This is a genomic window from Actinomycetospora corticicola (assembly GCF_013409505.1).
In the GTDB taxonomy this organism is placed as follows: Bacteria; Actinomycetota; Actinomycetes; order Mycobacteriales; family Pseudonocardiaceae; genus Actinomycetospora; species Actinomycetospora corticicola.
In genome coordinates, this window is record NZ_JACCBN010000001.1 from 3999114 (window position 1) to 4020948 (window position 21835).

At 73.7% G+C, this 21835-nt stretch carries 25 protein-coding genes; 12 read left to right on the forward strand and 13 right to left on the reverse strand.

Going from position 1 to position 21835, the window contains the following annotated elements; translation table 11 throughout:
* Positions 1–75: 75 nt before the first annotated feature.
* Positions 76–567 carry a YajQ family cyclic di-GMP-binding protein gene (locus tag BJ983_RS19435; protein WP_179795324.1) on the forward strand — a complete coding sequence of 164 codons (492 nt, stop codon included), beginning with the start codon at positions 76–78 and terminating at the stop codon, positions 565–567.
* On the opposite strand, the gene BJ983_RS19440 is transcribed toward BJ983_RS19435, so the two are convergent.
* Both BJ983_RS19440 and BJ983_RS19445 read right to left on the reverse strand, forming a co-directional pair.
* A complete protein-coding gene (locus BJ983_RS19440; protein WP_179795325.1) occupies positions 551–1720 on the reverse strand; it encodes a DUF6596 domain-containing protein in 1170 nt (389 codons plus the stop codon). The genes BJ983_RS19435 and BJ983_RS19440 overlap by 17 nt on opposite strands.
* Positions 1717–2109 carry a YciI family protein gene (locus tag BJ983_RS19445; protein WP_218891328.1) on the reverse strand — a complete coding sequence of 131 codons (393 nt, stop codon included), beginning with the start codon at positions 2107–2109 and terminating at the stop codon, positions 1717–1719. The genes BJ983_RS19440 and BJ983_RS19445 overlap by 4 nt, the downstream gene beginning before the upstream one ends.
* Before the next feature lie 131 nt (positions 2110–2240).
* Here BJ983_RS19445 and BJ983_RS19450 point away from each other — a divergent pair, with 131 nt between their 5' ends.
* Positions 2241–2996, forward strand: a complete 756-nt coding sequence (locus BJ983_RS19450; protein WP_179795327.1) for a TSUP family transporter — start codon at positions 2241–2243, stop codon at positions 2994–2996.
* Here BJ983_RS19450 and BJ983_RS19455 read toward each other — a convergent pair.
* Positions 2986–3408, reverse strand: coding sequence for a Clp protease N-terminal domain-containing protein (locus BJ983_RS19455; protein ID WP_179795328.1), 423 nt, complete (start codon positions 3406–3408; stop codon positions 2986–2988). The two genes, BJ983_RS19450 and BJ983_RS19455, sit on opposite strands and share 11 nt — an antisense overlap.
* Positions 3409–3561: 153 nt before the next feature.
* Between BJ983_RS19455 and BJ983_RS19460 the strand changes: the two genes are divergently transcribed.
* Positions 3562–4584: an oxygenase MpaB family protein gene (locus tag BJ983_RS19460; protein ID WP_343054256.1), complete on the forward strand. Its 1023-nt coding sequence runs from the start codon at positions 3562–3564 to the stop codon at positions 4582–4584.
* A 49-nt stretch (positions 4585–4633) separates the two neighbouring features.
* On the opposite strand, the gene BJ983_RS19465 is transcribed toward BJ983_RS19460, so the two are convergent.
* On the reverse strand, positions 4634–4891 hold the full coding sequence (locus BJ983_RS19465; protein ID WP_179795330.1) for a hypothetical protein: 258 nt from the start codon (positions 4889–4891) through the stop codon (positions 4634–4636).
* Between the two features lie 148 nt (positions 4892–5039).
* Between BJ983_RS19465 and rfbA the strand changes: the two genes are divergently transcribed.
* On the forward strand, positions 5040–5930 hold the full coding sequence (gene rfbA, locus BJ983_RS19470) for a glucose-1-phosphate thymidylyltransferase RfbA (RefSeq protein ID WP_179795331.1): 891 nt from the start codon (positions 5040–5042) through the stop codon (positions 5928–5930).
* A 28-nt stretch (positions 5931–5958) separates the two neighbouring features.
* Here the strand turns inward: rfbA and BJ983_RS19475 are convergent, their stop codons facing one another.
* A complete protein-coding gene (locus tag BJ983_RS19475) occupies positions 5959–6735 on the reverse strand; it encodes an SDR family NAD(P)-dependent oxidoreductase (protein ID WP_179795332.1) in 777 nt (258 codons plus the stop codon).
* Positions 6736–6763: 28 nt separating this feature from the next.
* Here BJ983_RS19475 and BJ983_RS19480 point away from each other — a divergent pair, with 28 nt between their 5' ends.
* Positions 6764–7669, forward strand: a complete 906-nt coding sequence (locus BJ983_RS19480) for a polysaccharide deacetylase family protein (RefSeq protein WP_179795333.1) — start codon at positions 6764–6766, stop codon at positions 7667–7669.
* Positions 7670–7677: 8 nt separating this feature from the next.
* Positions 7678–8868 carry a DUF998 domain-containing protein gene (locus BJ983_RS19485; RefSeq protein ID WP_179795334.1) on the forward strand — a complete coding sequence of 397 codons (1191 nt, stop codon included), beginning with the start codon at positions 7678–7680 and terminating at the stop codon, positions 8866–8868.
* On the opposite strand, the gene BJ983_RS19490 is transcribed toward BJ983_RS19485, so the two are convergent.
* The 4 genes from BJ983_RS19490 to BJ983_RS19505 are packed head-to-tail and all read right to left on the reverse strand — an operon-like array spanning position 8855 to position 11327.
* The gene (locus BJ983_RS19490) at positions 8855–9376 is read right to left on the reverse strand and encodes an RNA 2'-phosphotransferase (protein WP_179795335.1); all 522 of its coding nucleotides are present in this window, start codon (positions 9374–9376) and stop codon (positions 8855–8857) included. The two genes, BJ983_RS19485 and BJ983_RS19490, sit on opposite strands and share 14 nt — an antisense overlap.
* Entirely contained in the window at positions 9373–9768 is a 396-nt protein-coding gene (locus tag BJ983_RS19495; protein ID WP_179795336.1) for an EVE domain-containing protein, read from the reverse strand. The genes BJ983_RS19490 and BJ983_RS19495 overlap by 4 nt, the downstream gene beginning before the upstream one ends.
* Positions 9765–10817, reverse strand: a complete 1053-nt coding sequence (locus BJ983_RS19500) for a glycoside hydrolase family 172 protein (RefSeq protein WP_179795337.1) — start codon at positions 10815–10817, stop codon at positions 9765–9767. Before BJ983_RS19500 ends, BJ983_RS19495 begins: the two co-directional genes overlap by 4 nt.
* A gap of 51 nt (positions 10818–10868) precedes the next feature.
* Positions 10869–11327, reverse strand: a complete 459-nt coding sequence (locus BJ983_RS19505) for a hypothetical protein (protein WP_179795338.1) — start codon at positions 11325–11327, stop codon at positions 10869–10871.
* Positions 11328–11563: 236 nt separating this feature from the next.
* Here BJ983_RS19505 and BJ983_RS19510 point away from each other — a divergent pair, with 236 nt between their 5' ends.
* Together BJ983_RS19510 and BJ983_RS19515 are read left to right on the forward strand one after the other, a co-directional pair.
* Entirely contained in the window at positions 11564–12211 is a 648-nt protein-coding gene (locus BJ983_RS19510; protein ID WP_179795339.1) for a hypothetical protein, read from the forward strand.
* Complete coding sequence (locus tag BJ983_RS19515) at positions 12208–12825, forward strand: hypothetical protein (protein WP_179795340.1); 618 nt, start codon at positions 12208–12210, stop codon at positions 12823–12825. Before BJ983_RS19510 ends, BJ983_RS19515 begins: the two co-directional genes overlap by 4 nt.
* Here BJ983_RS19515 and htpX read toward each other — a convergent pair.
* Both htpX and BJ983_RS19525 read right to left on the reverse strand, forming a co-directional pair.
* A complete protein-coding gene (htpX, locus tag BJ983_RS19520; RefSeq protein ID WP_179795341.1) occupies positions 12816–13646 on the reverse strand; it encodes a zinc metalloprotease HtpX in 831 nt (276 codons plus the stop codon). The genes BJ983_RS19515 and htpX overlap by 10 nt on opposite strands.
* A 75-nt stretch (positions 13647–13721) precedes the next feature.
* The gene (locus BJ983_RS19525; protein ID WP_179795342.1) at positions 13722–14297 is read right to left on the reverse strand and encodes a PaaI family thioesterase; all 576 of its coding nucleotides are present in this window, start codon (positions 14295–14297) and stop codon (positions 13722–13724) included.
* 27 nt (positions 14298–14324) lie between these two features.
* On the opposite strand from BJ983_RS19525, the gene BJ983_RS19530 reads away from it, so the two are divergent.
* From BJ983_RS19530 to BJ983_RS19540, 3 genes are all read left to right on the forward strand, one after another.
* Positions 14325–15167 carry an enoyl-CoA hydratase-related protein gene (locus BJ983_RS19530; RefSeq protein WP_218890360.1) on the forward strand — a complete coding sequence of 281 codons (843 nt, stop codon included), beginning with the start codon at positions 14325–14327 and terminating at the stop codon, positions 15165–15167.
* A gap of 134 nt (positions 15168–15301) precedes the next feature.
* On the forward strand, positions 15302–17224 hold the full coding sequence (locus BJ983_RS19535) for a 2-oxoacid:acceptor oxidoreductase subunit alpha (RefSeq protein ID WP_179795343.1): 1923 nt from the start codon (positions 15302–15304) through the stop codon (positions 17222–17224).
* Positions 17221–18315 (forward strand): 2-oxoacid:ferredoxin oxidoreductase subunit beta, encoded by a 1095-nt coding sequence (locus tag BJ983_RS19540; protein WP_179795344.1) that lies wholly within the window; start codon positions 17221–17223, stop codon positions 18313–18315. The genes BJ983_RS19535 and BJ983_RS19540 overlap by 4 nt, the downstream gene beginning before the upstream one ends.
* A 195-nt stretch (positions 18316–18510) precedes the next feature.
* Here BJ983_RS19540 and BJ983_RS19545 read toward each other — a convergent pair whose 3' ends face one another.
* Positions 18511–19443: a patatin-like phospholipase family protein gene (locus tag BJ983_RS19545; protein ID WP_179795345.1), complete on the reverse strand. Its 933-nt coding sequence runs from the start codon at positions 19441–19443 to the stop codon at positions 18511–18513.
* A 434-nt stretch (positions 19444–19877) separates the two neighbouring features.
* Here BJ983_RS19545 and rarD point away from each other — a divergent pair, with 434 nt between their 5' ends.
* Positions 19878–20831, forward strand: coding sequence for an EamA family transporter RarD (rarD, locus tag BJ983_RS19550; RefSeq protein WP_179795346.1), 954 nt, complete (start codon positions 19878–19880; stop codon positions 20829–20831).
* Here the strand turns inward: rarD and BJ983_RS19555 are convergent.
* Positions 20807–21832, reverse strand: a complete 1026-nt coding sequence (locus BJ983_RS19555) for a polyprenyl synthetase family protein (protein WP_179795347.1) — start codon at positions 21830–21832, stop codon at positions 20807–20809. The two genes, rarD and BJ983_RS19555, sit on opposite strands and share 25 nt — an antisense overlap.
* Positions 21833–21835: the final 3 nt, after the last annotated feature.

Below are 21835 nucleotides of genomic sequence, written 5' to 3' on the forward strand. Positions count from 1 at the left end.
CTGGGGCGCACCCGGGGGGTGGGTGTAGACCGGACCCGAACCGCCGTGAACCGAACACCCGAGGAGGAGCCCCGGATGGCGAACCCGTCCTTCGACGTCGTGAGCAAGGTGGACCGCCAGGAGGTCGACAACGCGCTCAACCAGGCCGCCAAGGAGCTCTCCCAGCGCTACGACTTCCGCGGCACCGGCACCTCGATCGCGTGGGCCGGCGAGGAGGCGATCACCATCACCTCGGAGACCGAGGAGCGGTGCACCGCGGCCATCGACGTGTTCCGGGAGAAGCTCGTGCGCCGCGACATCTCGCTCAAGGCCTTCGACGTCGGCGAGCCCGCGGTCTCCGGCAAGACCTACAAGGTCACCGGCAGCCTGGTGCAGGGCATTACCAAGGAGAAGGGCAAGGAGATCAGCAAGGTGATCCGGGACGAGGGCCCGAAGGGCATCCAGGCCCAGATCCAGGACGACCAGCTCCGCGTCACCGGCAAGAAGAAGGACGAGCTGCAGGCCGTCATCTCGCTGCTCAAGGGGCAGGACTTCGGCATCGCCCTGCAGTTCACGAACTACCGCTGACATCCCGACGGCGGGTCGCGGCCGCCCGCACCCGCGCCGCCTGCCGGGTGAGGTGGTCCCGCTCTCCGACGCTGTCCGCCGCCCGGGCGGCCTCGACGTAGAGCCCGGTGGCCGCGTCGAGGTCGCCGGACCGTTCCCGCAGGTGGGCGAGGACGGCGGTACGCCGGGGCACGTCGTCGGGGACCTCCGCGAGCGCCGCGAGCCCGGCCTGCGCACCATCGGCCTCGCCCACCGCGACCGCCCGGTTCAGGCGGACGACGGGGGTGTCGGTCAGCGCGAGCAGCTCGTCGTACCACTCCACGATCTGCGGCCAGTCGGTCTCGTCCGCGGTCGGCGCGTCGGCGTGCAGGGCCGCGATCGCCGCCTGCACCTGGTACTCGCCGACCCGGTCGCGGGCCAGCGCGGCCTGCAGCACGGCGACCCCCTCGGTGATCAGCGCGGTGTCCCACCGGTCGCGGTCCTGCTCGGCGAGCGGGACCAGCCGACCACCCGGCCCCGTCCGCGACGCGCGCCGGGCGTGGTGGAGCAGCATGAGGGCGAGCAGCCCCGCGACCTCGGGCTCGTCGGTCAGCGCGGCCAGCTGCCGGGTCAGCCGGATCGCCTCGGCCGCCAGGTCGAGATCGCCTCCGTACCCCTCGTTGAACACGAGGTAGAGCACCCGCAGCACCGTGGGGAGATCCCCGGGCCGGTCGAGCGGCAGCCCCTCGAGCTTCTTCTTGGCCCGGCTGATCCGCTGCGCCATCGTCGCCTCGGGGACGAGGTGGGCCACGGCGATCTGCCGGGTGGTGAGGCCCCCGACGGCGCGCAGGGTCAGCGCCACGGCGGCGGCGACCGGGAGCGTCGGGTGCGCGCAGAGGAAGTAGAGCCGCAGCGTGTCGTCGATGCCCGGCACCGGATCGACGGGCGGCTCCGCGTCCACGACGTCCTCGCGGTCGCGGCGGGAGGCCTCGGAGCGCACCGCGTCGAGGAACCGGCGCCACGCCGCCGCGACCAGCCAGGCCCTGGGGTCGCGGGGCGGGTCGTCCGGCCACGTGTCGAGCGCCCGGATGAGGGCCTCCTGCACGGCATCCTCGGCCGACGCGAAGTCCGCGCCGCGCCGGACGAGGACGCCGATGACCGCGGGGACGAGCTCCCGGAGCAGGGAGGGCGTCACTCCTGCCCCGGGACACCGGTGAGCATCGGCCGGACCTCGAGCCACTCGTCGATCGCCGCGCCCCCCGCGCCCGGGGCCGCGGACAGCTCGCCGGCGAGCTCGACCGCCCGGTCCCACGACTCGACGTCGATGATCATCCACCCCGCGATGAGGTCCTTCGTCTCCGCGAACGGGCCGTCGGTGACCGGCGGGCGCCCCGCGCCGTCGGCGCGGACGAAGGCGCCGCGGTCGGCGAGCGCCTGGCTGTCGACGAACTCGCCGGTCTCCCGCAGCCGGGCGGCGAAGTCGCTCATGTACTGCATGTGCGCGTCGACCTCCTCGGGCGTCCAGCGGTCCATCGGGGGCTGGTCGTGCGCCGGGGTCGGGCCACCGCGGTAGTGCTTGAGCATCAGGTACTTCACGGGGTTCTCCTCGCTGCTCTCCAGCGGCCCGGGTGGCCGCTCGCACCCCGGGGACGGAGCCGCCGGCGCGTTCTCGACAGGTCCCGACGACAATTCTTCGCAGCGTAGGGTCGCCCGCCGTGACCCGGTGGGAGATCGCGCTGATCGCCCTCGCCGGGGTCTGGGCCGGGACGATCAACACCGTCGTCGGCTCGGGCACGCTCGTGACCTTCCCGGTGCTGGTGGCACTCGGCTACCCGCCCGTCACCGCGACGACGTCGAACGCGATCGGTCTGATCACCGGGACGATCACCGGTGCCTACGGCTACCGCGCGGAGCTGCGGGGTCACGGGCGCCGACTGGTCCGCTACGGCGTCGCGTCGTTGTTCGGCGCGATCGGCAGCACGATCCTGCTGCTCTCGCTGCCGGCCGACGCGTTCGAGACGATCGTGCCGGTCCTGGTAGGACTCGCCGTCCTGCTCGTCGCGGTGCAGCCGCTGGTGACGCGGCGGTTGCGGAGCCGGGAGAGCCCGTCGTCGGGGCGGCCCTGGCTGCTCTATCCACTGATCTTCGCCGTCGGCGTCTACGGCGGGTACTTCACGGCGGCGCAGGGGATCATGCTCGTCGGCGTCATGGGCCTGCTGCTCACCGACCCGCTGCAGCGGCTCAACGCCTTCAAGAACGCCCTCGCCGCCGTGGTCAACGTGGTCGCCGGCGCCATCTACGCGGTGGTCGCGCCGATCGACTGGTGGGTCGTGCTGATCCTCGCGGTGAGCTCGACCGTCGGCGGGCTGCTCGGGGCGCGCGTGGGTCGGCGGCTCTCCCCGCTCGTGCTGCGGGTGGTGATCGTCGTGATCGGCGTGGCCGCGATCGTCGACCTCGTGCTCACGGCCTGACGAGCAGCGGGATCGGGGCCGACGCGACCGACCGGGCCCGTGCCCACAGGTGGCCCGGGTCGATCCCGAGCCGCTCCAGGACGCCCACCGCGTCCGACGACGGATGGGTCAGGACAGCGGCGAGCAGGTGCGCCACGTCGACCCGGGCGCCCCCGACGTCGCGGGCGGCCACCGTGAGGGCCGCGGCCGCCCCGGGGGTCAGCGGCAGCGACCCGCCGTCGGGAACGCGCATGGGCAGCAGGCCGCGCACCCGCTCGGGGTCCACGTCGGCGAGGAGCGGATCGGCGCGCTCGCGGCCCTCGCGGACGAGTCCGAGCAGCAGGTGCGCGGTGCCGATGCCCTCGGCGCCGAGGCCGACGGCCTCGGACCGGGCCAGGTCCAGGGACCGCGAGGAACGGGAGGTGAGGCGCATGGCGACCACCCTCGTCGTCGGGACGGCGTCGTCGCCTCCGGTGAAACCCTGATCCCACCAGGGGGAACAGCATGTACCTCTTACCGGGGGTAGCCGTTACACGATGTATAGGGTTACCGTGCGTCGCACATACTTGCGACGGAGGTGGGCGGCGTGGCTCGACGGCAGCAGGACTACGGGTTCTTCGGTCCGGAGTCGGTGACCTGGAAGGTCTGGGGCTACCCGACCTCGATCGTGCTCGGCTTCCTCCGGGCGGTCGTCATCGAGGAGCTCGACCCGCACCTGGTGGCGTCGGTCGACCAGTCCGGGCAGGTCAAGCAGCGGCCGCGGCTGCGCTACGACCGGACGATGCAGTACTTCGCGACGGTGAAGTTCGGCGACGCCGAGTCGGTCCTCCGCGCCTCGGACACGCTCGTGAAGATCCACTCGCGCGCGGTCGGGCACGACCCGGTGACCGGCGGGACCTACGACGCGAACGACCCGGCGTCCCAGCTGTGGATCCACCTCACCGCGTGGCACTCGATCCTCTACACCTACGAGGTGTTCGGCCCCGGGAAGCTCACCGCGGCCGAGGAGGCGCAGTACTGGGAGGAGTGCGCGCGGGCCGCGGAGTTCCAGACGATCGACCCCGCCGACGTCCCCCGGAGCCGCGAGGGCATCCGCGCCTACTTCGCCGCGTACCGGCCGCGGCTGGTCGGCTCCGAGGTCGCGCAGGACATGATGGACTTCCTGCTCGACAGCAGCACCACCGTCGTCCCGGAGAAGACCCCCGCCGTGCTGCGGTTCGTCTTCAACGCCGTCGTCCGCCGCGCGGTCATCGCGACGATGCCGCGCTGGATGCGCAAGCTCGGCGCCACCGGGCAGTCGACGTTCACCGACCGGCTCGCGATCGCCCTGACCCGACCCGTCGTCCGGCTCGTTGCGGCCAGCAGGCTCGTGGAGATCTGGGCCCTCAGGCTGGCGAGCCCGCGCACGGTGCCGATCCTCGAGCCCGTCCTGCGGGGCACGAGGCCGGTGAACCCCGTCGTCCGGGAGCCGGCCGAGGCCCGCGAGCAGTACGGCGTGGTCGACCCCCGCACGCAGTACGCGGAGATCCTGGCGGCCCGGGCCGTCGAGGCGGGACCGGCCCCGTACCCGTTCCACCACCGCGAGGAGCTCGTGCCCTTCCCGGCGTGAGTGCGGCGGTTCCCCGGGACCGCGCCCCCCGGGGAACCGCCTCCCGCCGTCAGGCGCGGCGAGGCCGGCCGACGAGCTGGTGCGCCCCGGCCGCGCCGGCGAGCGCGGCGGCGGAGAGCAGGCCGTACCAGAGGACGTCGTCGTGGTCGGCCGACGTCACGGGGGACGCGGTCGGGGCGATCTCCAGGGGCGTCGAGACGGCGACGGTGGCGCCCGGGGCGGCGGACAGGCCGGCGAGCGCCACCCCGACCAGGGCGACCCGTCCGACGACGGGGCGGGCACGACGGGTGCGGCGGTGTGCAGACACAGGTGTCCCCCGGGAGGTGCGCTGGGCGATTGTCGGCGAGCGATGCGCTCGTACCGGGGTGTCGATGGCCGCGACCGCATCGTTATCGCACCTTGACCCGAGGCACTCGAAGGAGTGACGGCGACTGCGCCATCTAGAGTCGTCCGGCGTGAAGGGAATCGTGCTCGCCGGGGGCAGCGGCACCCGACTGCACCCGGTCACCCGGGCGGTCTCGAAACAGCTGCTGCCGGTCTACGACAAACCGATGATCTACTACCCGATCTCGGTGCTCATGATCGCCGGGGTCCGGGACATCCTGATCATCTCCACCCCGGTCGACCTCCCCGCCTTCCGCCGCCTGCTCGGCGACGGCTCCGAGTGGGGCGTGCGGTTCTCCTACGCCGAACAGGCCGAACCCAACGGCCTGGCCGAGGCCTTCCTCATCGGCGCCGACCACATCGGCGACGACACCGCCGCCCTCGTGCTCGGCGACAACATCTTCCACGGCCAGGGCTTCTCGACGATCCTGCAGCGCGCCGTGGCGCAGGTCGAGACCGAGAAGGGCGCCACCCTGTTCGGCTACCCCGTCGGCGACCCCGAGCGCTACGGCGTCGGCGAGGCCGACGCCGACGGGCGGCTGATCTCCATCGAAGAAAAGCCGGTGCAGCCCCGGAGCAACCGGGCGATCACCGGGCTCTACCTCTACGACAACGACGTCGTCTCCCTCGCCCGCACCCTGACCCCCTCCGAGCGCGGCGAACTCGAGATCACCGACCTCAACCTCGCCTACATGCACCGCGGCGACGCCCGCCTGATCGACCTCGGCCGCGGGTTCGCCTGGCTCGACACCGGCACCCACGAATCACTGATCGAGGCCGGCCAGTACATCTCGGTCCTCGAGCACCGCCAGGGCGTCCGCATCGCGTGTCTCGAGGAACTCGCCCTGCGCGAGGGCTGGATCACCCCCGACCAGGCGCTGCGCCTCGGCGAGGCCCAGGGCAAGTCGCGCTACGGCGAGTACGTCATGGACGTCGCCCGCCGGGCGGGGGCGACGTCGTAGCGGCTGTCGTCGCGGCTGTCGTCGCGGCTCAGGACGCGGTCCACCCGCCGTCGACCATCAGGTTCGTGCCGTTGACGTAGCGGGCCTCGTCGGAGGCGAGGAAGAGCGCCGCGTGCGCGACGTCGTCGGGCACGCCGAGCCGCGGGGCCGGAGTGCGGTCCCGCCAGTGGCGCTGCCAGACCGGGTCGTCCTCGCGGCCGCCGGCACCGGTCAGGATCTTGCCCGGTGCGACGCCGTTGCAGACGATCCCGGCCGCGCCGTAGTCGGTGGCGACCTGTCGGGAGAGGTACACGACCGCGCTCTTCGAGGTCCCGTAGGCGGCGTCCCCGCGCGCCCCGATCATCCCGTGCTGGCTGGACACGTTGACGATCCGGCCGCGGACGCCGTGCTCGTCGGCCTCCCGCGTGAGCATGTGCGCCACCGCGCTCCGGGTCAGCAGGAAGACCGCCGTGACGTTGACGGCGAACACCGCGTCCCACTGCTCGACGGTGGTGTCGAGCAGTGGGCGTCCGACCGAGATCGCGGCGTTGTTGACGAGCACGTCGAGGCGCCCGTGCTCGGCGACGACCTCGTCGACGAGTCCTGCGGTGGCCGCGGCGTCGGCGAGGTCGACGAGCACCTCGTGGGCGCGCCCGCCCTCACGGCGGACGAGGTCGACGGTCGACTCGCCGCCCCCGTCGGGCGTCGAGCGACGGTCGGCGCACACCACCGTCGCCCCCTCGCGGGCGAACCGGACGGCGATCGCACGTCCGATCCCCGACGCGGTGCCGGTGACCAGACAGACGCGGCCGGCGAGTCGCTGCATCGGTGCTCCCCTCGGGTAGACCGTACCCATGATCGACCGTGACTTCGTCGGCTACGGCCCGACCGCACCGCTGGACCGGTGGCCGGACGGGTCACTCGTCGCGGTCAACGTCGTCGTCAACGTCGAGGAGGGGGCGGAGGCCTCCTGGGCCGACGACGAGGGCAACGACAGCTGGGGCGAGTACACGCTGCCGATCGACCCGGCGGTGCGCGACCTCGGGACCGAAGGGCACTACGAGTTCGGCTCCCGCGTCGGCATCTGGCGGCTGGTCCGGCTGTTCGAGCGGTTCGACGCCGCCGTGACCTTCGGCGTCTGCGCGCGGGCCCTGGAGCGCAACCCGCCGTTCGCGGCGTGGCTGCGCGACAGCGACCACGACGTGCTCGGGCACGGCTACCGCTGGGCCGAGGTCAGTCGGATGACCGAGGACGAGGAGCGCGCGGACCTCGAGCACGCGATGCGGGTGCTCCCCGAGCTGGTCGGCCGCCCGGTCCGCGGCTGGTACGCGCGCTCGTTCCCGTCGCAGCGGACCCGGCGGCTGGCGGCGGACCACCCGGAGCTGACCTACGACAGTGACTCGGTCAACGACGAGCTGCCCTACCGCGTCGAGGTCGACGGGCGGCCGTGGCTCGTCGTGCCGTACTCCAAGGTGCACAACGACACGCGATACTTCCTGCCGCCGACCTACGCGACCCCCCGGCACTTCGCGGAGACGCTCATCGGGGCGGTCGACCTCCTGCTCGAGGAGGCCCGCGCCGGCGCGGGGGCCCGGCTGCTGACCGTCGGCCTGCACCCGCGCTGGAGCGGCCAGGCCGCGCGGGCGGTGGCGGTGCGGGACTTCCTGGCGTGGGCCACCGCGCAGCCGGAGGTGTCCCTGGTGCACCGCCAGCAGGTCGTGGACTGGTGGGAGGAGTACGTGCCGGGGGGCGCCGGGTAGCTCGCGGCATGATCGCCCACCGGCTCCGGGGGCCCCTGACGCTCCTCCTCGCGGCGGTCGCACCCGTCGTCCTGGTGGTCGGGGTCCTGCTCGCGCAGGCGGTCCAACGTCCGGGCGGCTACACGCCGCTCCGCCAGACCGTGAGCACCCTCGCGGGCCGCGGCGCGGACGACCGCTGGATCATGACGGCGGGTCTGCTCGCGCTGGGTCTGATCTACCTGGCCGTCGCCGCCGGGCTCTGCGCGCCGCGCCCGGGACGCTGGATCCTCGGGGTGGGGGCGCTCGCCCTCGTGGTGGTCTCCCTCTCGCCGCAACCCGCCCACGGCAGCTCGGCAGTGCACATGACGGCGATGGCGCTCGGCTGCGCGGCCTTCACGCTGTGGCCGCTGGGCCTGCTGCGCGCGCCGCACCTCCGCGCGGGGTCGCTGGTGATGACCGGCGTCGTGGCCGCGACCGTCGTCTGGCTCTGCGCCCAGGCGTGGACCGACGGCACGTGGCTCGGAGCGGCGGAACGCACCGTGCTGCTGGCCCAGACCGCGTGGCCGCTGCGGGTGGCCCTCGGGGCCCGACCCCTCGGCGCGTCGGCGCGGTGGACCGTCCTGCTCGCCCTGGTCCCGTTCGTCGTGTTCCCCGTGGGTCTCGTCGCGGCCCAGTCCGCGCAGCCCACGCCGGACCCGTCGGCCATGTCGCTGAGCGCCCTCGAGAGCCTCGGGGCGGTCGATCGCTGGATCATGACGACGACGGTGCTGGCGGTCGGGCTGACCTACGTCGCGGTGGCGGCACGCCTGCACCACGTGCCGCGGGTCGGTCGCGTCCTGCTCGGCGCCGGCGGCGGCTTCCTCGCGCTCGCGGCGCTCTTCCCCCAGCCCGCGCAGGGCACCTCGTGGCCGCACATGATGGCGGGCGGGCTCGCCTGGGCCGGCTTCGCGACCTGGCCGCTCGCGCTCGCCGCCGTCCCGACGACGGGCCCCGTCCTGCGGCGGGGGTCGCTGCTCGCGGTGGCGGTGATGGGGACGCTGCTCGCCTGGTTCACCGTGCAGCTGGTCGCCGGGGGCACCTGGTACGGCGTCTCGCAGCGCGTCACGGTGGCGGCGATGGGGATCTGGCCGCTCGTGGTCGCCGTGCACGGCGCGGATCGGCGCGCGCGGGTGCCGTCGGTGGCGGTCGACCCACGGACTGCGGCGCTCAGCGCGCGCTGAGGAACTCCGGTCCGATCCCCGCGACGAGCCAGGTGTCGTCGTTCCCGCGCCGGAAGACGACCCCGGCCTCCGCCGCTGCGGCGGCGTCCACCACGAACACGACGGGGACACCCCCGTGCCGGGCCCCGACCTGCCGGGCGGTGGCCTCGTCGCCCGACAGGTGCACGTACTGCCGGCCCATCGGCCGCAGCCCCTCCTCCCGGACCGCACCCGCCGTCGTCGGGCCCGTGCCGTGGAACAGGACCGCCGGCGGGTCAGCGACCGGCAGCTCCACCCGCCCGGCGACCGAGTGGCCGTAGCGGGCCCGGATGCGTCCGCCGTCGAGTTCGTAGCGCGGCTTGCTGCCGTGGTGGACGACGTCCTCGACGTCGGCCCGCGTGACCCCGAGCACCGCGACGAGCGCCTCGACGGACGTCCAGCCCTCGTCGTCGAGCTCGATCCCGATCCGGGCCGGCTCGTGGCGCAGCGCCCGCGACATGCGCTTCGACAGCCGCACCCGGTCGGTCACGGCGCCATCGCCATCAGGCGGTCCCAGACCTCGTCGGGCACCGGCGAGCCCGTGCGCACGAACGAGGCCCGCAGCGCGGACCAGCCGGCGACGACCGGGTCGGCGCGCAGGTCGGCCAGCGGGATCGACGGCTCGAGGCGGCGGACGACCTCGGCGGCGCAGTTCCACGGGCGCGGGCCGGGTTCGTAGGCGGGCTCCGACGTGGCCCGCAGCAGGTAGGCGAGGTCCTTGGCGCGTCGCGAGCGGTAGAGCACGGCGAGGTCGCCCGGGCGGGTGTCGCGGTGACAGGCCCACCGCATGGCGGAAGCCCCGGGGACGAGCTTGGGGTGCTCGCGCCCGTCGTCGTCGAGATAGCAGTCCGGCCCGACCACCCAGACCCAGTGCCCGGTCACGGCAGCCGCTCCGACAGCGCCGGGAGGTCGAAGGGGACGTGCGGCTCCGCCTGGTACCAGTAGGCGACCGACGACCAGTCGTCGCTGCGCCGGTTCGCGTGCCCGTGCTCGATCGTCACGCGGATGCTCCGCTCGAACACGACCGGATCCTCGACGTGGAAGCGGTAGAGCGACACCGGGCCGCGCCAGTTCCGGCCGCCCGGCAACGTGACCCCGTGGTACGGCGCGGAGTACGACTGCGTCGGGCACCAGGCGGTGTTCACGTAGTCCTCGGTGCCCGTGCCGTGCAGGGTGGGCGGCCAGTCGCCGGGCTCCTGGTCGACGAAGATCATGTCGTCCCCCTCGCCGTACCAGTTCCAGCGACGCCGGCGCCGCGGCCGGACGTTGAGCACGCAGCCCACGTAGTGCCCGTGCCCCCGGGCCTCGAGGACCGTGTAGTTGCCGTCCCCCGTCAGGTTCGTGCCCCCGAACTGGTAGCGGGAGTTCAGCAGGCCCGGCCGCACGCCCCGGGTGCGCTCGCGGTGGAACTGCGCGTGGAACCGGCCGATGTCCGGGCCGACCTCGTCGAGCTCCTCGTGGTCGACGTAGAAGTAGACCCAGACCTCTCCGGGTGCCTCGTTCTGCACCTCGATGCGGGCGCCCGCGGCGAAGGGCATCGCGAACCAGCAGTTCAGCGCCCGCCCGTCCTGGGGGCTCATCTGCAGGGGCGCCGAGACGAAGTTGGTGGTGCGGCCGTGCCCGACGCCGAAGAAGTCGCCGAGGGGCACCGCCACGCTCGGGGACTCCTCCCCGTCCCACCACATGCGGATCGTCAGCCGCCGCAGCAGCTCCGCGCGCCGCCGTCGGGGGCCGTTCACGGTCATCCAGAGGTGGGTCACGACGCCGGCCCCGTCGACGTCGAGCAGCGTCACCGACTCCCCGGCGCGGACGTGGGCGCGGTCGTCGTTGCCTCCTGTGCGGTCCCAGCTCGAGGCCCGACGACGACGGGAGCGGCGCAGGCGGGGCAGGTCCCGGAGGCTCGAACCGTGCGCGCCGTAGGGGGCGGTCATGGTCGTCCGGTTCCCGCCCGGGCGGCGGGGGAAGCGTGGGGTCTCGTCTCGTCAGCGGTGGCGCGGTGCGGCGTACGGGCGCGCGCCGGCCTGGACGTAGGGCGGCCGGCCGTGAGGCGGCTGGTCGTAGCCGTAGCCCACCGGCGGCGGGACGGTGACGATGCGGACGTCGGCGGGGGCGCGACGCTCGCGCTCCCGGTCGGCCGCACCGCCCCGCGCGAGGGCGTAAGCACCGCCGCCGGCGACGACGGCGATCCCGAGCCCTCCGAGCAGCAGCGGCAGCACCGAGCCGGAGTCGGAGCCCGACGTCGTGGTGGACGGGGTCGCGTGGGACGGGTGGTGCGTCCCCGACCCACCGGAGGGCGTCACCGGGTGGACCGGGGCCACGGGTGTGACGGGCGTCGTCGGGGTGACCGGCGGGGTGGCGGCCAGGGCCGTCCCGGCCCCGACCCCGGACAGGGAGACGACGGTGGCGGCGGCGAGGACGGCGGCACAGCGGCGGACGTTCATGGTGGCTCCCGGAGGGTCTTCTGGATCGCGGGGAGCGTCCTGACCTGAGCGTTCTCCGTGCTGACGGGAGAAGCATGGCTCCGCGGCCGACCCGGCCGGGTCCTTCATCCGGACCCGACGTGGGGGGACCACGACGTCCCCCCGTCGAGGGACGGGACACCGCGCGAGAAAGTCGGAACCGATCGGCGCCCGGCGCAGTCCAAGCCCCTGAGGACGGGACGAGCCGGGGAGGCGCGATGGGTACGCGACGCAGGACGGGACGGATCGCCGGAGGGACCGCGCACGACCGCACACCGGGGGCCACGGCCGTGCAGCTGCTGCCGCACCTGCTGCTGGGCGGGGACCTGGGACGGCCCCGGGTCGGGGACCGCCTCGAGGTGGCGCCCGCGATCTACGCGGGCGCGATCCACGCCGACGCGGCGCACCACGGAGTGGCGGGCACCGGGCACTGGTGGGTGGACGAGTTCGGGTGCGTGGACGCCCGGGGGCGGCTCACCACCGTCGCGCTCGATCCCACGGGCGGGTGCACGTGCCGGATCGAGGTCCTCGACGCCGGGGGCTGGCTCGCCCCGGTGAACTGGGCGGCCACCCGCCCGCCGGAGGACGACGGGCCGGCGCACGTCGACGGGTCGCTGTACCTCGACCCGATGCTGGACGCGGGCACCGAGCACGGCGAGGCCGTCGCCCTGTGTCGCCGGCCCTTCCGGCTCACCGCGCTGCGGCGCTACCGGCGGACCGCCTCGGTCCCGGTGCGCCCGGTCCGGCTGGGGCGGTTCCCCGCACCGTCCGAGGTGTCCGACGACGCGGTGTACGTCGCCGACCTGGTGGCCGATCGGCCGTTCGCGTTCCCCGCGCCGGTCCTGCGCGACGAGGCCGACGCGTGACCGCGGCCGCGCACCGCTGCGGGGGCTGGACCTCGCGGGCGGAGGTCCGGCGGCACGAGGTGACCACCGTGCAGCTGCTCCCCCACCACCTCCGCGCCGGGCAGCTGCCCCTCGCCGCGGTCGGGGAGGTCGTGCACGTCACGCCGATGATCTACGCGAGCGAGGTGGACGCGCTCCGCTGCCGGCCCGCCCGACTCTGGGACCTCGACCCGTACGGCACCGTGGTCGCCTGCGGGGTGCTGGGCGTGGACACCGTGCCGGCCCTCGACGGCGACGGCGTGGGTGACCTCGGCGTCCTGGTGGTCGGGGAGCGCTCCCTCCCGCTCAACTGCGCGGGGATGAGCACCGCGCCGGACCTCGGGGCGGGCCGCCCGGTGTACGTCGAGGGGTCGGTCTACCTCGACGTCGACGTCCGCGCCCACGCCGCGACCGACCGCGCGTTCCGTCTGCGGGCGGTGCGGCGCTACCGGCTCCGCCCGGGCGGCGCTCCGCCGCGCACCGAGCACCTCGACCGCATCCCGGGCGCGGAGGGGATCGACGACGACGTGTTCCTGCACGTCGCCGACCTCGTCGATCCGGCCGTGGACGCGGACGTGGCGGCGGCTCAGCCGTGACGGGACATGGCCTGGAGGCGGGCGATCCGGTCCTCGATCGGCGGGTGGGTGGAGAACATCCGCGACAGACCCTCACCCGCCCGGAACGGGTTGGCGATCATCAGGTGGGACTGCGAGACGAGGCGCGGCTCGGGGGGCAGCGGTGCCGCCTGCGTGCCGTACTCCAACTTGTGCAGGGCCGAGGCGAGCGCGAGCGGGTCGCCGGTGAGGTGGGCGCCGCTGGCGTCCGCCTGGTACTCCCGGGTGCGGCTCACGGCCATCTGCACGATGCCGGCCGCGACCGGCCCGACCAGGGCGAGCAGCATCGTCGCCAGGACGTTCCGGCTCCCGCCGAAGAGCTGCGCGCCGAGGGCGACGTAGGTGACCACGCTCGACAGCGCGCCCGCCACCGAGGAGATCAGGATGTCCCGGTTGTAGACGTGGGAGAGCTCGTGCCCGAGCACACCACGCAGTTCCCGCTCGTCGAGCAGCCGCAGGATCCCGGTGGTGGCGCAGACCGCGGCGTTGCGCGGGTTGCGCCCGGTGGCGAAGGCGTTGGGTGCCTCGGTCGGGCTGACGTAGAGCCGCGGCATCGGCTGGTGCGCTGCCGACGCCAGCTCCCGCACGATGCGGTACATCGCGGGCTGCTCGGCCTCCGTGACCGGCACGGCGTGCATCGCCCGGAGCGCCAGCCTGTCGGAGAAGAAGTACGAGTAGCCGTTGACGCCGAGCGCGACCAGCAGGGCGAGGAACAGCCCGCCCCGGCCGAACAGCGATCCGATCAGCAGGATGAACGCGCTCAGCGCTCCCAGGAGCAGGGCGGTCTTGAGCCCGTTGCGCACCGTCGTCGCCTTTCGTTCCGATCCGGGAGGTCCTTCGCCCGGATCAACGAACGGGTGCGGGCGCGCGTTCCCGGGTCAGGCGCGGGCGGCCCGGATGCGCTCGGCCGGAACACCGAGGGCCTCGAGGTCCTCCGGGCGGCTGTTGCGCAGGAAGTGGTCCATCTCGACCTTGAGGAACAGTGCCGACGCGGTCCCGACGACGGGGCCGTCGGGGGCGTCGAGGTGGGCGCGCCCGCTGACGTACAGCTTGCGCCCGAGGCGGCCGTCGACCCGTCCGCGCAGCCACAGCGTGGAGCCGATCGGCATCGGCGCCCGGAAGTCGGTCTCCAGCCGGGCCGTGACGCACGGGCGGGTGACGAGCGCGACCACCGAGCCGAGCACCTCGTCGAACGCCGCGGTGAGCAGCCCGCCGTGCAGCAGCCCGGGGGCGCCCTGCTGCTCCTCACGCAGCACCATGCGGCTGCTGATCGCCGCGGCGCCCGCCTCGTCGTCGGTCACCCAGGACTCCAGGCGCAGCCCGTGGGGCAGGTCGGCGCAGCCGAAGCACACCGCCGAGTGCACGGGGATGCGCTCGCCGACCGCGGGCGCCTTCTCGTGCCGCTCGGCGACCGTCGCCTCGGCGGGGAGTTCCAGGCTGGGGGACGCGACCATGAGCGCACGCTAACGGTCTTCGGCAGGATGGCGGCCGTGGCAGACAACACCCCGGACGTCCTGCTCGAGCGGATCGCGCCGGAGGGCGCGCAGGAGGGCGGTGGACTCACCGCGCTGCTGACGCTGCGCGACCCGAAGCGGCGCAACGCGATGAGTCGGGCCCTCTCCGACGCGCTCCTCGCGGTCCTCGACGAGGTGGAGGCCGACGAGCGGGTGCACGCCGTCGTCGTCACCGGCGCGGCCGACCGCGGCCCCGCGTTCTGCGCCGGCGGGGACCTCGACGAACTCGCCGCGGTGGGTGCGACGACGGGCCAGGACGGCGAGGACGCGATCCGGGGGGTCTACGCGGGCTTCCTGCGGCTCGCGGCGTGCCCGCTGCCCACCATCGCCGCCGTCGACGGGCCGGCGGTCGGCGCCGGCATCAACATGGCCCTCGCCGCCGACATCCGGCTCGCCGGGGACACCGCGCGCTTCGAGCCCGGCTTCCTGCGCCTGGGGATCCACCCCGGCGGCGGCATGACCTGGATGACACAGCGCCTGGTGGGGCAGCAGACCACCATCGCGATGCTGCTCGGCGGCGAGGCGATGGACGCGGCCGCCGCCGAACGGGCCGGGCTCGTGCTGCGGCGGGTCCCCGGCGAGGTGCCCGAGCAGGGGCACTCGCCCGTCGTCGTGGAGGCGCTGCGGATGGCGGCGTTCTCCGCCCGGGCCCCGCGGGACCTCGTCACCACGACGAAGGCGTCGATCCGCACCACCTCGGCGCTCACCGACCACGCCGAGGCCGTCACCGTGGAGGTCGGTCCGCAGCTCACCTCGCTGCGCTCCCCGGCGTTCGAGGAGGGCCTCGACCGGCTGCGGAAACGGTCCTGACGGCACTTGTTCGGTCCAGCCGTTGTGACTCGTGACGAACCGGGCCACTGCGGCGATCACCACAGGGTTAGCGTGGATGTTTGACGTGGTGACGTCGCGCGCCACGACGGACGAGGAAGGACACCGATCGCTCGATGAGCACTGACACCGAGGTCGGGGCCGATCTCCCTGATCGACTGGTGGCCCACGGCGAGATCCGGCAGACCGAGGTCCGGCAGACCCACCGCGTCGTCATCCGCTTCGCCGGTGACTCCGGGGACGGGATGCAGCTGACCGGGGATCGGTTCACCTCGGAGGCCGCGGCGTTCGGCAACGACCTCGCCACGCTGCCGAACTTCCCCGCCGAGATCCGGGCCCCTGCCGGGACGCTGCCGGGGGTGTCGAGCTTCCAGCTCCACTTCGCCGACTACGACATCCTGACGCCGGGTGACCGGCCGGACGTCCTCGTCGCGATGAACCCGGCCGCGTTGAAGGCGAACCTCAAGGACCTGCCGCACGGCCAGGTGCTGATCGTCAACACCGACGAGTTCACGAAGCGGAACCTGGCGAAGGTCGGCTACGAGTCGAACCCGCTCGAGGACGACTCGCTCGAGCCCTACCAGGTGCACCAGGTCGCGATGGCGACCATCACGCGGACCGCGCTCGAGCCGACCGGCATGTCCAAGAAGGACGCCGAGCGGGCGAAGAACATGTTCGCGCTCGGGCTGCTGTCGTGGATGTACCACCGCGGCACCGAGGGCACCGAGCAGTTCCTGCGCGAGAAGTTCGCGAAGAAGCCCGACCTCGCCGAGGCCAACATCCTCGCCTTCCGCACCGGCTGGAACTACGGCGAGACCACCGAGTCGTTCGCGGTGACCTACGAGGTGGCGCCGGCGGCCCTGCCGACCGGCACCTACCGCCAGATCACCGGCAACCTGGCGCTCGCCTACGGTGTGGTCGCCGCCGGGCAGCTCGCGAAGCTGCCGGTGTTCCTGGGCACCTACCCGATCACCCCGGCCTCGGACGTGCTCCACGAGCTGTCCAAGCACAAGGGCATGGGCGTGACCACGTTCCAGGCCGAGGACGAGATCGCCGGCATCGGTGCGGCCCTGGGCGCGTCGTTCGGCGGCGCCCTGGGCGTCACGTCGACCTCCGGGCCGGGCGTGGCGCTGAAGTCCGAGACGATCGGTCTCGCGGTCGCCCTCGAGCTGCCGCTGCTGATCCTCGACGTCCAGCGCGGTGGCCCCTCGACCGGCCTGCCGACCAAGACCGAGCAGGCCGACCTGCTGCAGGCGATGTACGGCCGCAACGGGGAGGCCCCGGTGCCGATCATCGCGCCGGCCTCGCCGAGCGAGTGCTTCGCCGCGGCGATCGAGGCCGCGCACATCGCGATCAAGTACCGGACGCCGGTGTTCCTGCTCTCCGACGGCGCGATCGCCAACGGCTCCGAGCCGTGGAACGTGCCCGACGTCGCCGACCTGCCCGACATCTCGACCACGTTCGCCACCGAGGCGAACGCGCCGGACGGGTCCGGGGAGTTCTGGCCCTACCTGCGCGACGACGACACGCTCGCCCGTCCGTGGGCGGTGCCGGGCACGGCCGGTCTCGAGCACCGCATCGGCGGGCTGGAGAAGGCCGACGGCCGCGGGTCGATCTCCTACGACGGCGACAACCACGACCGCATGGTCCGGCTGCGTCAGGCCAAGATCGACGGCATCACGGTCGACGACGTCACCGTGGACGACCCGTCGGGCGAGGCCGAGGTGCTCGTGCTCGGCTGGGGCTCGACGTTCGGACCGATCGGTGCGGCGTGCCGCCGCGTCCGGGCGGCGGGGATGAACGTGGCGCAGGCGCACGTCCGCTCCATGAACCCGCTGCCGGGCAACCTCGGCGACGTGCTGGCGCGCTACCGCCGCGTCGTCGTCCCGGAGATGAACCTCGGCCAGTTCGCGATGATGCTGCGCGCGAAGTACCTGGTCGACGTCCGCTCCTACACCAAGGTGGCCGGCCTGCCGTTCCAGGCCGAAGAGCTCGCCGGTGTCCTCACCGACGCCGTGAAGGGGGACCTTCCCGCATGACCGCCGTGGACCTGCCCACCCCCCAGCTCGGGGGCCTGGACCTCGTTCCCACCACTGACGCCCCGCAGAAGGCGAAGGACTACACCTCCGACCAGGAGGTGCGCTGGTGCCCGGGCTGCGGCGACTACGCCGTGCTCGCCTCCGTGCGGTCCTTCCTGCCCGAGCTCGGCCTCAAGCGCGAGAACATCGTGTTCGTGTCCGGGATCGGCTGCTCGAGCCGGTTCCCGTACTACCTCGACACCTACGGGATGCACTCGATCCACGGCCGTGCGCCGGCGATCGCGACCGGCCTCGCGGTGTCGCGACCGGACCTGTCGGTGTGGGTCGTGACCGGTGACGGCGACGCGCTCTCGATCGGTGGCAACCACCTGATCCACGCGCTGCGCCGCAACATGAACATCACGATCCTGCTGTTCAACAACCGGATCTACGGGCTGACCAAGGGCCAGTACTCGCCGACCTCCGAGGTCGGCAAGGTCACCAAGTCCACCCCCATGGGCTCGGTCGACGCGCCGTTCAACCCGGTCTCGCTCGCCCTGGGCGCCGAGGCCACGTTCGTGGGGCGCGCCCTGGACTCCGACCGCAAGGGCCTCACCGAGGTGCTGCGCCAGGCCGCCGCCCACCGTGGTGCGTCGCTGGTCGAGATCTTCCAGGACTGCCCGATCTTCAACGACGGGTCGTTCGACGTGCTCCGCAAGGGCGACGACGTCGCCCAGCGCCTCATCCCGCTGGTCGACGGCGAGCCGATCCGGTTCGGCAACGACGGCGAGTACGGCGTCGTCCGCTCGGAGTCGGGCGGGCTGAAGGTCGTCCCGGTCGCCGAGGTGGGCGAGGACGCCCTCGTCGTCCACCACGCCGGCGAGCAGGACCCGACGCAGGCGTTCGCGCTCTCGCGCCTGTCCGACCAGGACCTCACCCACACCGTCACGGGCATCTTCCGCAAGGTGGACCGCCCGACCTACGACGACGGGGCCCGGGCCCAGGTGAAGGCCGCCACCGAGCAGGCCGAGCAGCGGGGCGACAACCTGCAGGCCCTGCTCAAGGGCAAGGACACGTGGGCCGTCATGCCCACGCCGGAGCAGGAGGCGTAAGTCTCTTCCCGACGACGAGGCCGGTCCCCTTCCGGGGCCGGCCTCGTGTCGTCTCCGGGTCCGTTCCGGGCGAGGTCCACGCCATGCAGGGCCGGGCACCCCGGGACCTGCCCCACGTCACCCTCGCGACCGCGCGACCCGCTCCCCCGACCGCGAGGTCCACACCATGCAGGGCCGGGCGCCCCGGAACCTGCCCTATGGACGTCTCGCGCGGGAGGTGTCGGCGCCGAGCGCGTCCAGCGCGACCGCGCGGCCCACCTCGACGGCGTCGCGCAGGACGGTCTCGTCGGTCTCGCGCTGGCCGACGTCACGGCTGCCGGCCGGCGGGCGCAGCGCGTGCACCGTGTCCGCGCAGCGGCCGAGCAGGTCCTCCTCGTCGGCCAGCTGCCGCTCGTACCGGTCCCGCCAGGCCGCAGCGGCGCCCGGCGTGCCGAGGCGCAGGACCAGCCGTGCCAGCAGGTCCCCGGAGCGCCAGGGCGGGCGCACCGGGTCGTCCGCGCGGCGGGTGCGCAGCAGGAGCACGTGCGTCATGCCCTGGGCCAGCGGGGTCCGGTACGGGAGCGTCTCGGCGAGCGCGGCGTCGAGGAACCGCCGTCCCGCGAGCTCCACGGGCGGGCCGCCGAGGATCGGCAGGTGCGTGGACGCGCGGACGGCGGCCCGCAGCGAGGCGTCGTCGTGCACGAACGGGAGCAGGTCGACCGAGGCGCCGGTGTCGGCGTCGGTCGCCATGGGGTGCAGCGGGACCTCCGACGACCGCACCGCCGACCAGTCCAACGGCACCACGTCGCGGTACAGCTCGTCGGTCACCCACCGGATGTCCACCAGCGGGCGGCCCCGCAGCATCCGCGCGATCCCGGTGACCCGTCGCATCACACCTGGCCGGTACCAGGCCGGGATGCCGCGCGCGGTGTCACCGGCGACGAACCAGGCCCCGTTGATCGTTCCCGCCGACGCGCCGTACACCGCGTCGAAGGCCCCGGAGAGGCCCGCCTCCGCCAGGCCGAGCGCCATCCCGCCCGACAGCGTCGCCCGCGACCCACCGCCCTCGATCGCGAGCGCGACCCGGTGCCCGTCGTCGCGATCGCCCCGCTCACGGCGGGCCCGCAGGATCTCGATCACCGGGTGCACGGGGTCATGTTCGTCCGTCCCCGGCCCCCGGATCGACCGCGGAACCCCGAGGGTCACGTGGGGCAGGTCCCAGGACGTCCGGACCTGCATGATGTGAACCTCGCGGAAGGGCTAACAGAGCCTGGCGTTCGCGAGGGTCACACGGGGCAGGCCCCAGGACGCCCGGACCTGCCTGATGTGATCCTCGGCGAGGGGTAGCACGACCGTCGCCCGCGAGAGTCACAAGAGGCAGGCCGAGCGGCCCACGGACCTGCCTGAGGTGAACCTCGCGCACGAGACGGCACGACCGCTGCCGGCGAAGGTGACACGGGGCAGGTCGTCGGGCCCGCGCGCCTGCCTGACGTGAACCTCGGGAGGAGGGGCGCCCCTGCACCTGCCACCCTCTCGCGAATAGCAGGTGCGTAGCGCACGTATCGCGTGATGGGCTCGACGTCGTGCCCGACGAGCAGGCTGCGGCCGACCCGACCACCCGCCCACCCCGGTCCGGTCTGGTGGCGGCGCTCGGCGCCTACGTGCTCTGGGGTGCGTTCCCCGCGTTCTGGCCGCTCCTGGCGCCGGCGGGGGCCGTCGAGATCCTCGCCCACCGGATCGCGTGGACGCTCGTGGGGATGCTCGTGGTCCTCACGGCGGTGCGGGGCTGGTCGCAACTGCGGGGACAGTCGCTGCGCACCTGGCTGACGATCACGCTCGCCAGCGTGCTCATCACCGTCAACTGGGGCGTCTACATCTGGGGCGTCACGCACGGGCGGGTCGTGGAGAGCGCCCTCGGCTACTACGTGAACCCGCTGGTCTCGGTGGTGCTGGCCGTGTTGGTCCTCGGCGAGCGGCTGCGGCGGACGCAGTGGGTCGCGGTCGGCGTCGCGACGATGGCCGTGGCGGTGCTCTGGGCGGGCACGGGTGCCCTGCCCTGGGTCGCGCTCGTCCTCGCCGGCAGCTTCGGCTTCTACGGGCTGCTGAAGAAGCGGGTGCCGCTCGCCCCGGTGGCCGGCCTGACCGCCGAGGGGTTCCTCCTCGGGCCGGTCGCGATCGGCTACCTGGTCTGGCTCCAGACGACCGGGGTGGGCACGTTCGGCCAGGGCACCGGGCACACCCTGCTGCTCATCGCGGCCGGGCCCGTCACCGCGCTCCCGCTGCTGCTGTTCGCGTTCGGCGCGAAGCGGCTCCCGCTCGCGACCCTCGGGCTGCTCCAGTACGTGAACCCCACCATGCAGTTCGCCTGGGGCGTCCTCGTCGACCACGAGCCGATGCCGCCCGCGCGGTGGGTCGGCTTCGTCCTCGTCTGGGTCGCGCTGCTGGTCTTCGCCGTGGACGGGTGGACCTCGTCCCGACGGCGGGCGTCGGGCCCCCTCGGGGCCCGACCCGCTCAGCCCACCCGGTCCACGGTGTAGTCCAGCAGGGACGCCAGCGCGTCGCGGGCCGCCCCGGCGGGCAGCCCCGCGAGCTCGGCACGCGCCGCGTCGGCCTGCTCGTCCAGGGCCGCCCGGGCGCGGGCGAGCCCGTCCGAGCCCCGCAGGATGTCGAGCGCCTCGGCGACCACCGCGTCGTCGGTGATCTCCTTCTCCCCCACCCCGAGGGCGCGCAGCCGCTCGGCGTCGGGCCCGGCGTCGGCGAGCGCGTAGAGCACCGGCAGCGTCGCCACGCCCTCGCGGAGATCGGTGCCCGGGGTCTTGCCGGAGTCCCCCGACGGCGACGCGATGTCGATGATGTCGTCGGAGACCTGGAACGCCGTCCCGATGATCTCGCCGAAGCGCCGCAGCGCCTCCACGTGCTCGGCAGGCGCCCCCGCGAACATCGCACCGAACCGGCCCGCCGTCGCGATGAGGGAGCCGGTCTTCTCGGCGATGACCGCCATGTAGTGCTCGACGGGGTCGTCGCCGCGGGCGCCGCGGGTCTCGCGCATCTGGCCGGTGACCAGCTCGGCGAACGTCTCGGCGATGATCCGCACCGCGTCCGGGCCGAGCTGGGACACCAGCCGCGAGGCGTGGGCGAACAGGTAGTCGCCGGTGAGGATGGCGACCGTGTTGTCCCAGCGCGCGTTCGCGCTCTGGGCGCCGCGGCGCATCACGGCCTCGTCCATGACGTCGTCGTGGTAGAGCGTCGCCAGGTGCACCAGCTCGACCGAGGTCGCCGCGACCACCACGTCCTCGCTGGTGCCGCCCGCGAGCTGGGCGGCCAGCAGCGTCAGCAGCGGCCGGAACCGCTTGCCCCCGGCCTCGATGAGGTGCAGCGACGTGTCCGCCACGAAGCGGTAGTCGCTGTGCACCTCCCGACGGAGGAGGTCCTCCACCTGCTCCAGGCCCGACGACACCTCTGTCGCCAGCGCCTCGTCACCGATGGGGAGACCGGCGACCTGGGTCAGGGTCACCGGAGTTGGCCTCTGCGCGCTCACGAC

Coding starts and splice junctions, on each gene's coding strand:
- BJ983_RS19535 (WP_179795343.1), top strand. CDS start 15,302: ATGAGCACTGACACCGAGGTCGGGGCCGATCTCCCTGATCGACTGGTG.
- BJ983_RS19480 (WP_179795333.1), top strand. CDS start 6,764: ATGATCGACCGTGACTTCGTCGGCTACGGCCCGACCGCACCGCTGGAC.
- BJ983_RS19485 (WP_179795334.1), top strand. CDS start 7,678: ATGATCGCCCACCGGCTCCGGGGGCCCCTGACGCTCCTCCTCGCGGCG.
- BJ983_RS19505 (WP_179795338.1), bottom strand. CDS start 11,327: ATGAACGTCCGCCGCTGTGCCGCCGTCCTCGCCGCCGCCACCGTCGTC.
- BJ983_RS19510 (WP_179795339.1), top strand. CDS start 11,564: ATGGGTACGCGACGCAGGACGGGACGGATCGCCGGAGGGACCGCGCAC.
- BJ983_RS19475 (WP_179795332.1), bottom strand. CDS start 6,735: ATGCAGCGACTCGCCGGCCGCGTCTGTCTGGTCACCGGCACCGCGTCG.
- BJ983_RS19455 (WP_179795328.1), bottom strand. CDS start 3,408: ATGCGCCTCACCTCCCGTTCCTCGCGGTCCCTGGACCTGGCCCGGTCC.
- BJ983_RS19530 (WP_218890360.1), top strand. CDS start 14,325: ATGGCGGCCGTGGCAGACAACACCCCGGACGTCCTGCTCGAGCGGATC.
- BJ983_RS19500 (WP_179795337.1), bottom strand. CDS start 10,817: ATGACCGCCCCCTACGGCGCGCACGGTTCGAGCCTCCGGGACCTGCCC.
- BJ983_RS19445 (WP_218891328.1), bottom strand. CDS start 2,109: ATGCTCAAGCACTACCGCGGTGGCCCGACCCCGGCGCACGACCAGCCC.
- BJ983_RS19540 (WP_179795344.1), top strand. CDS start 17,221: ATGACCGCCGTGGACCTGCCCACCCCCCAGCTCGGGGGCCTGGACCTC.
- BJ983_RS19435 (WP_179795324.1), top strand. CDS start 76: ATGGCGAACCCGTCCTTCGACGTCGTGAGCAAGGTGGACCGCCAGGAG.
- BJ983_RS19525 (WP_179795342.1), bottom strand. CDS start 14,297: ATGGTCGCGTCCCCCAGCCTGGAACTCCCCGCCGAGGCGACGGTCGCC.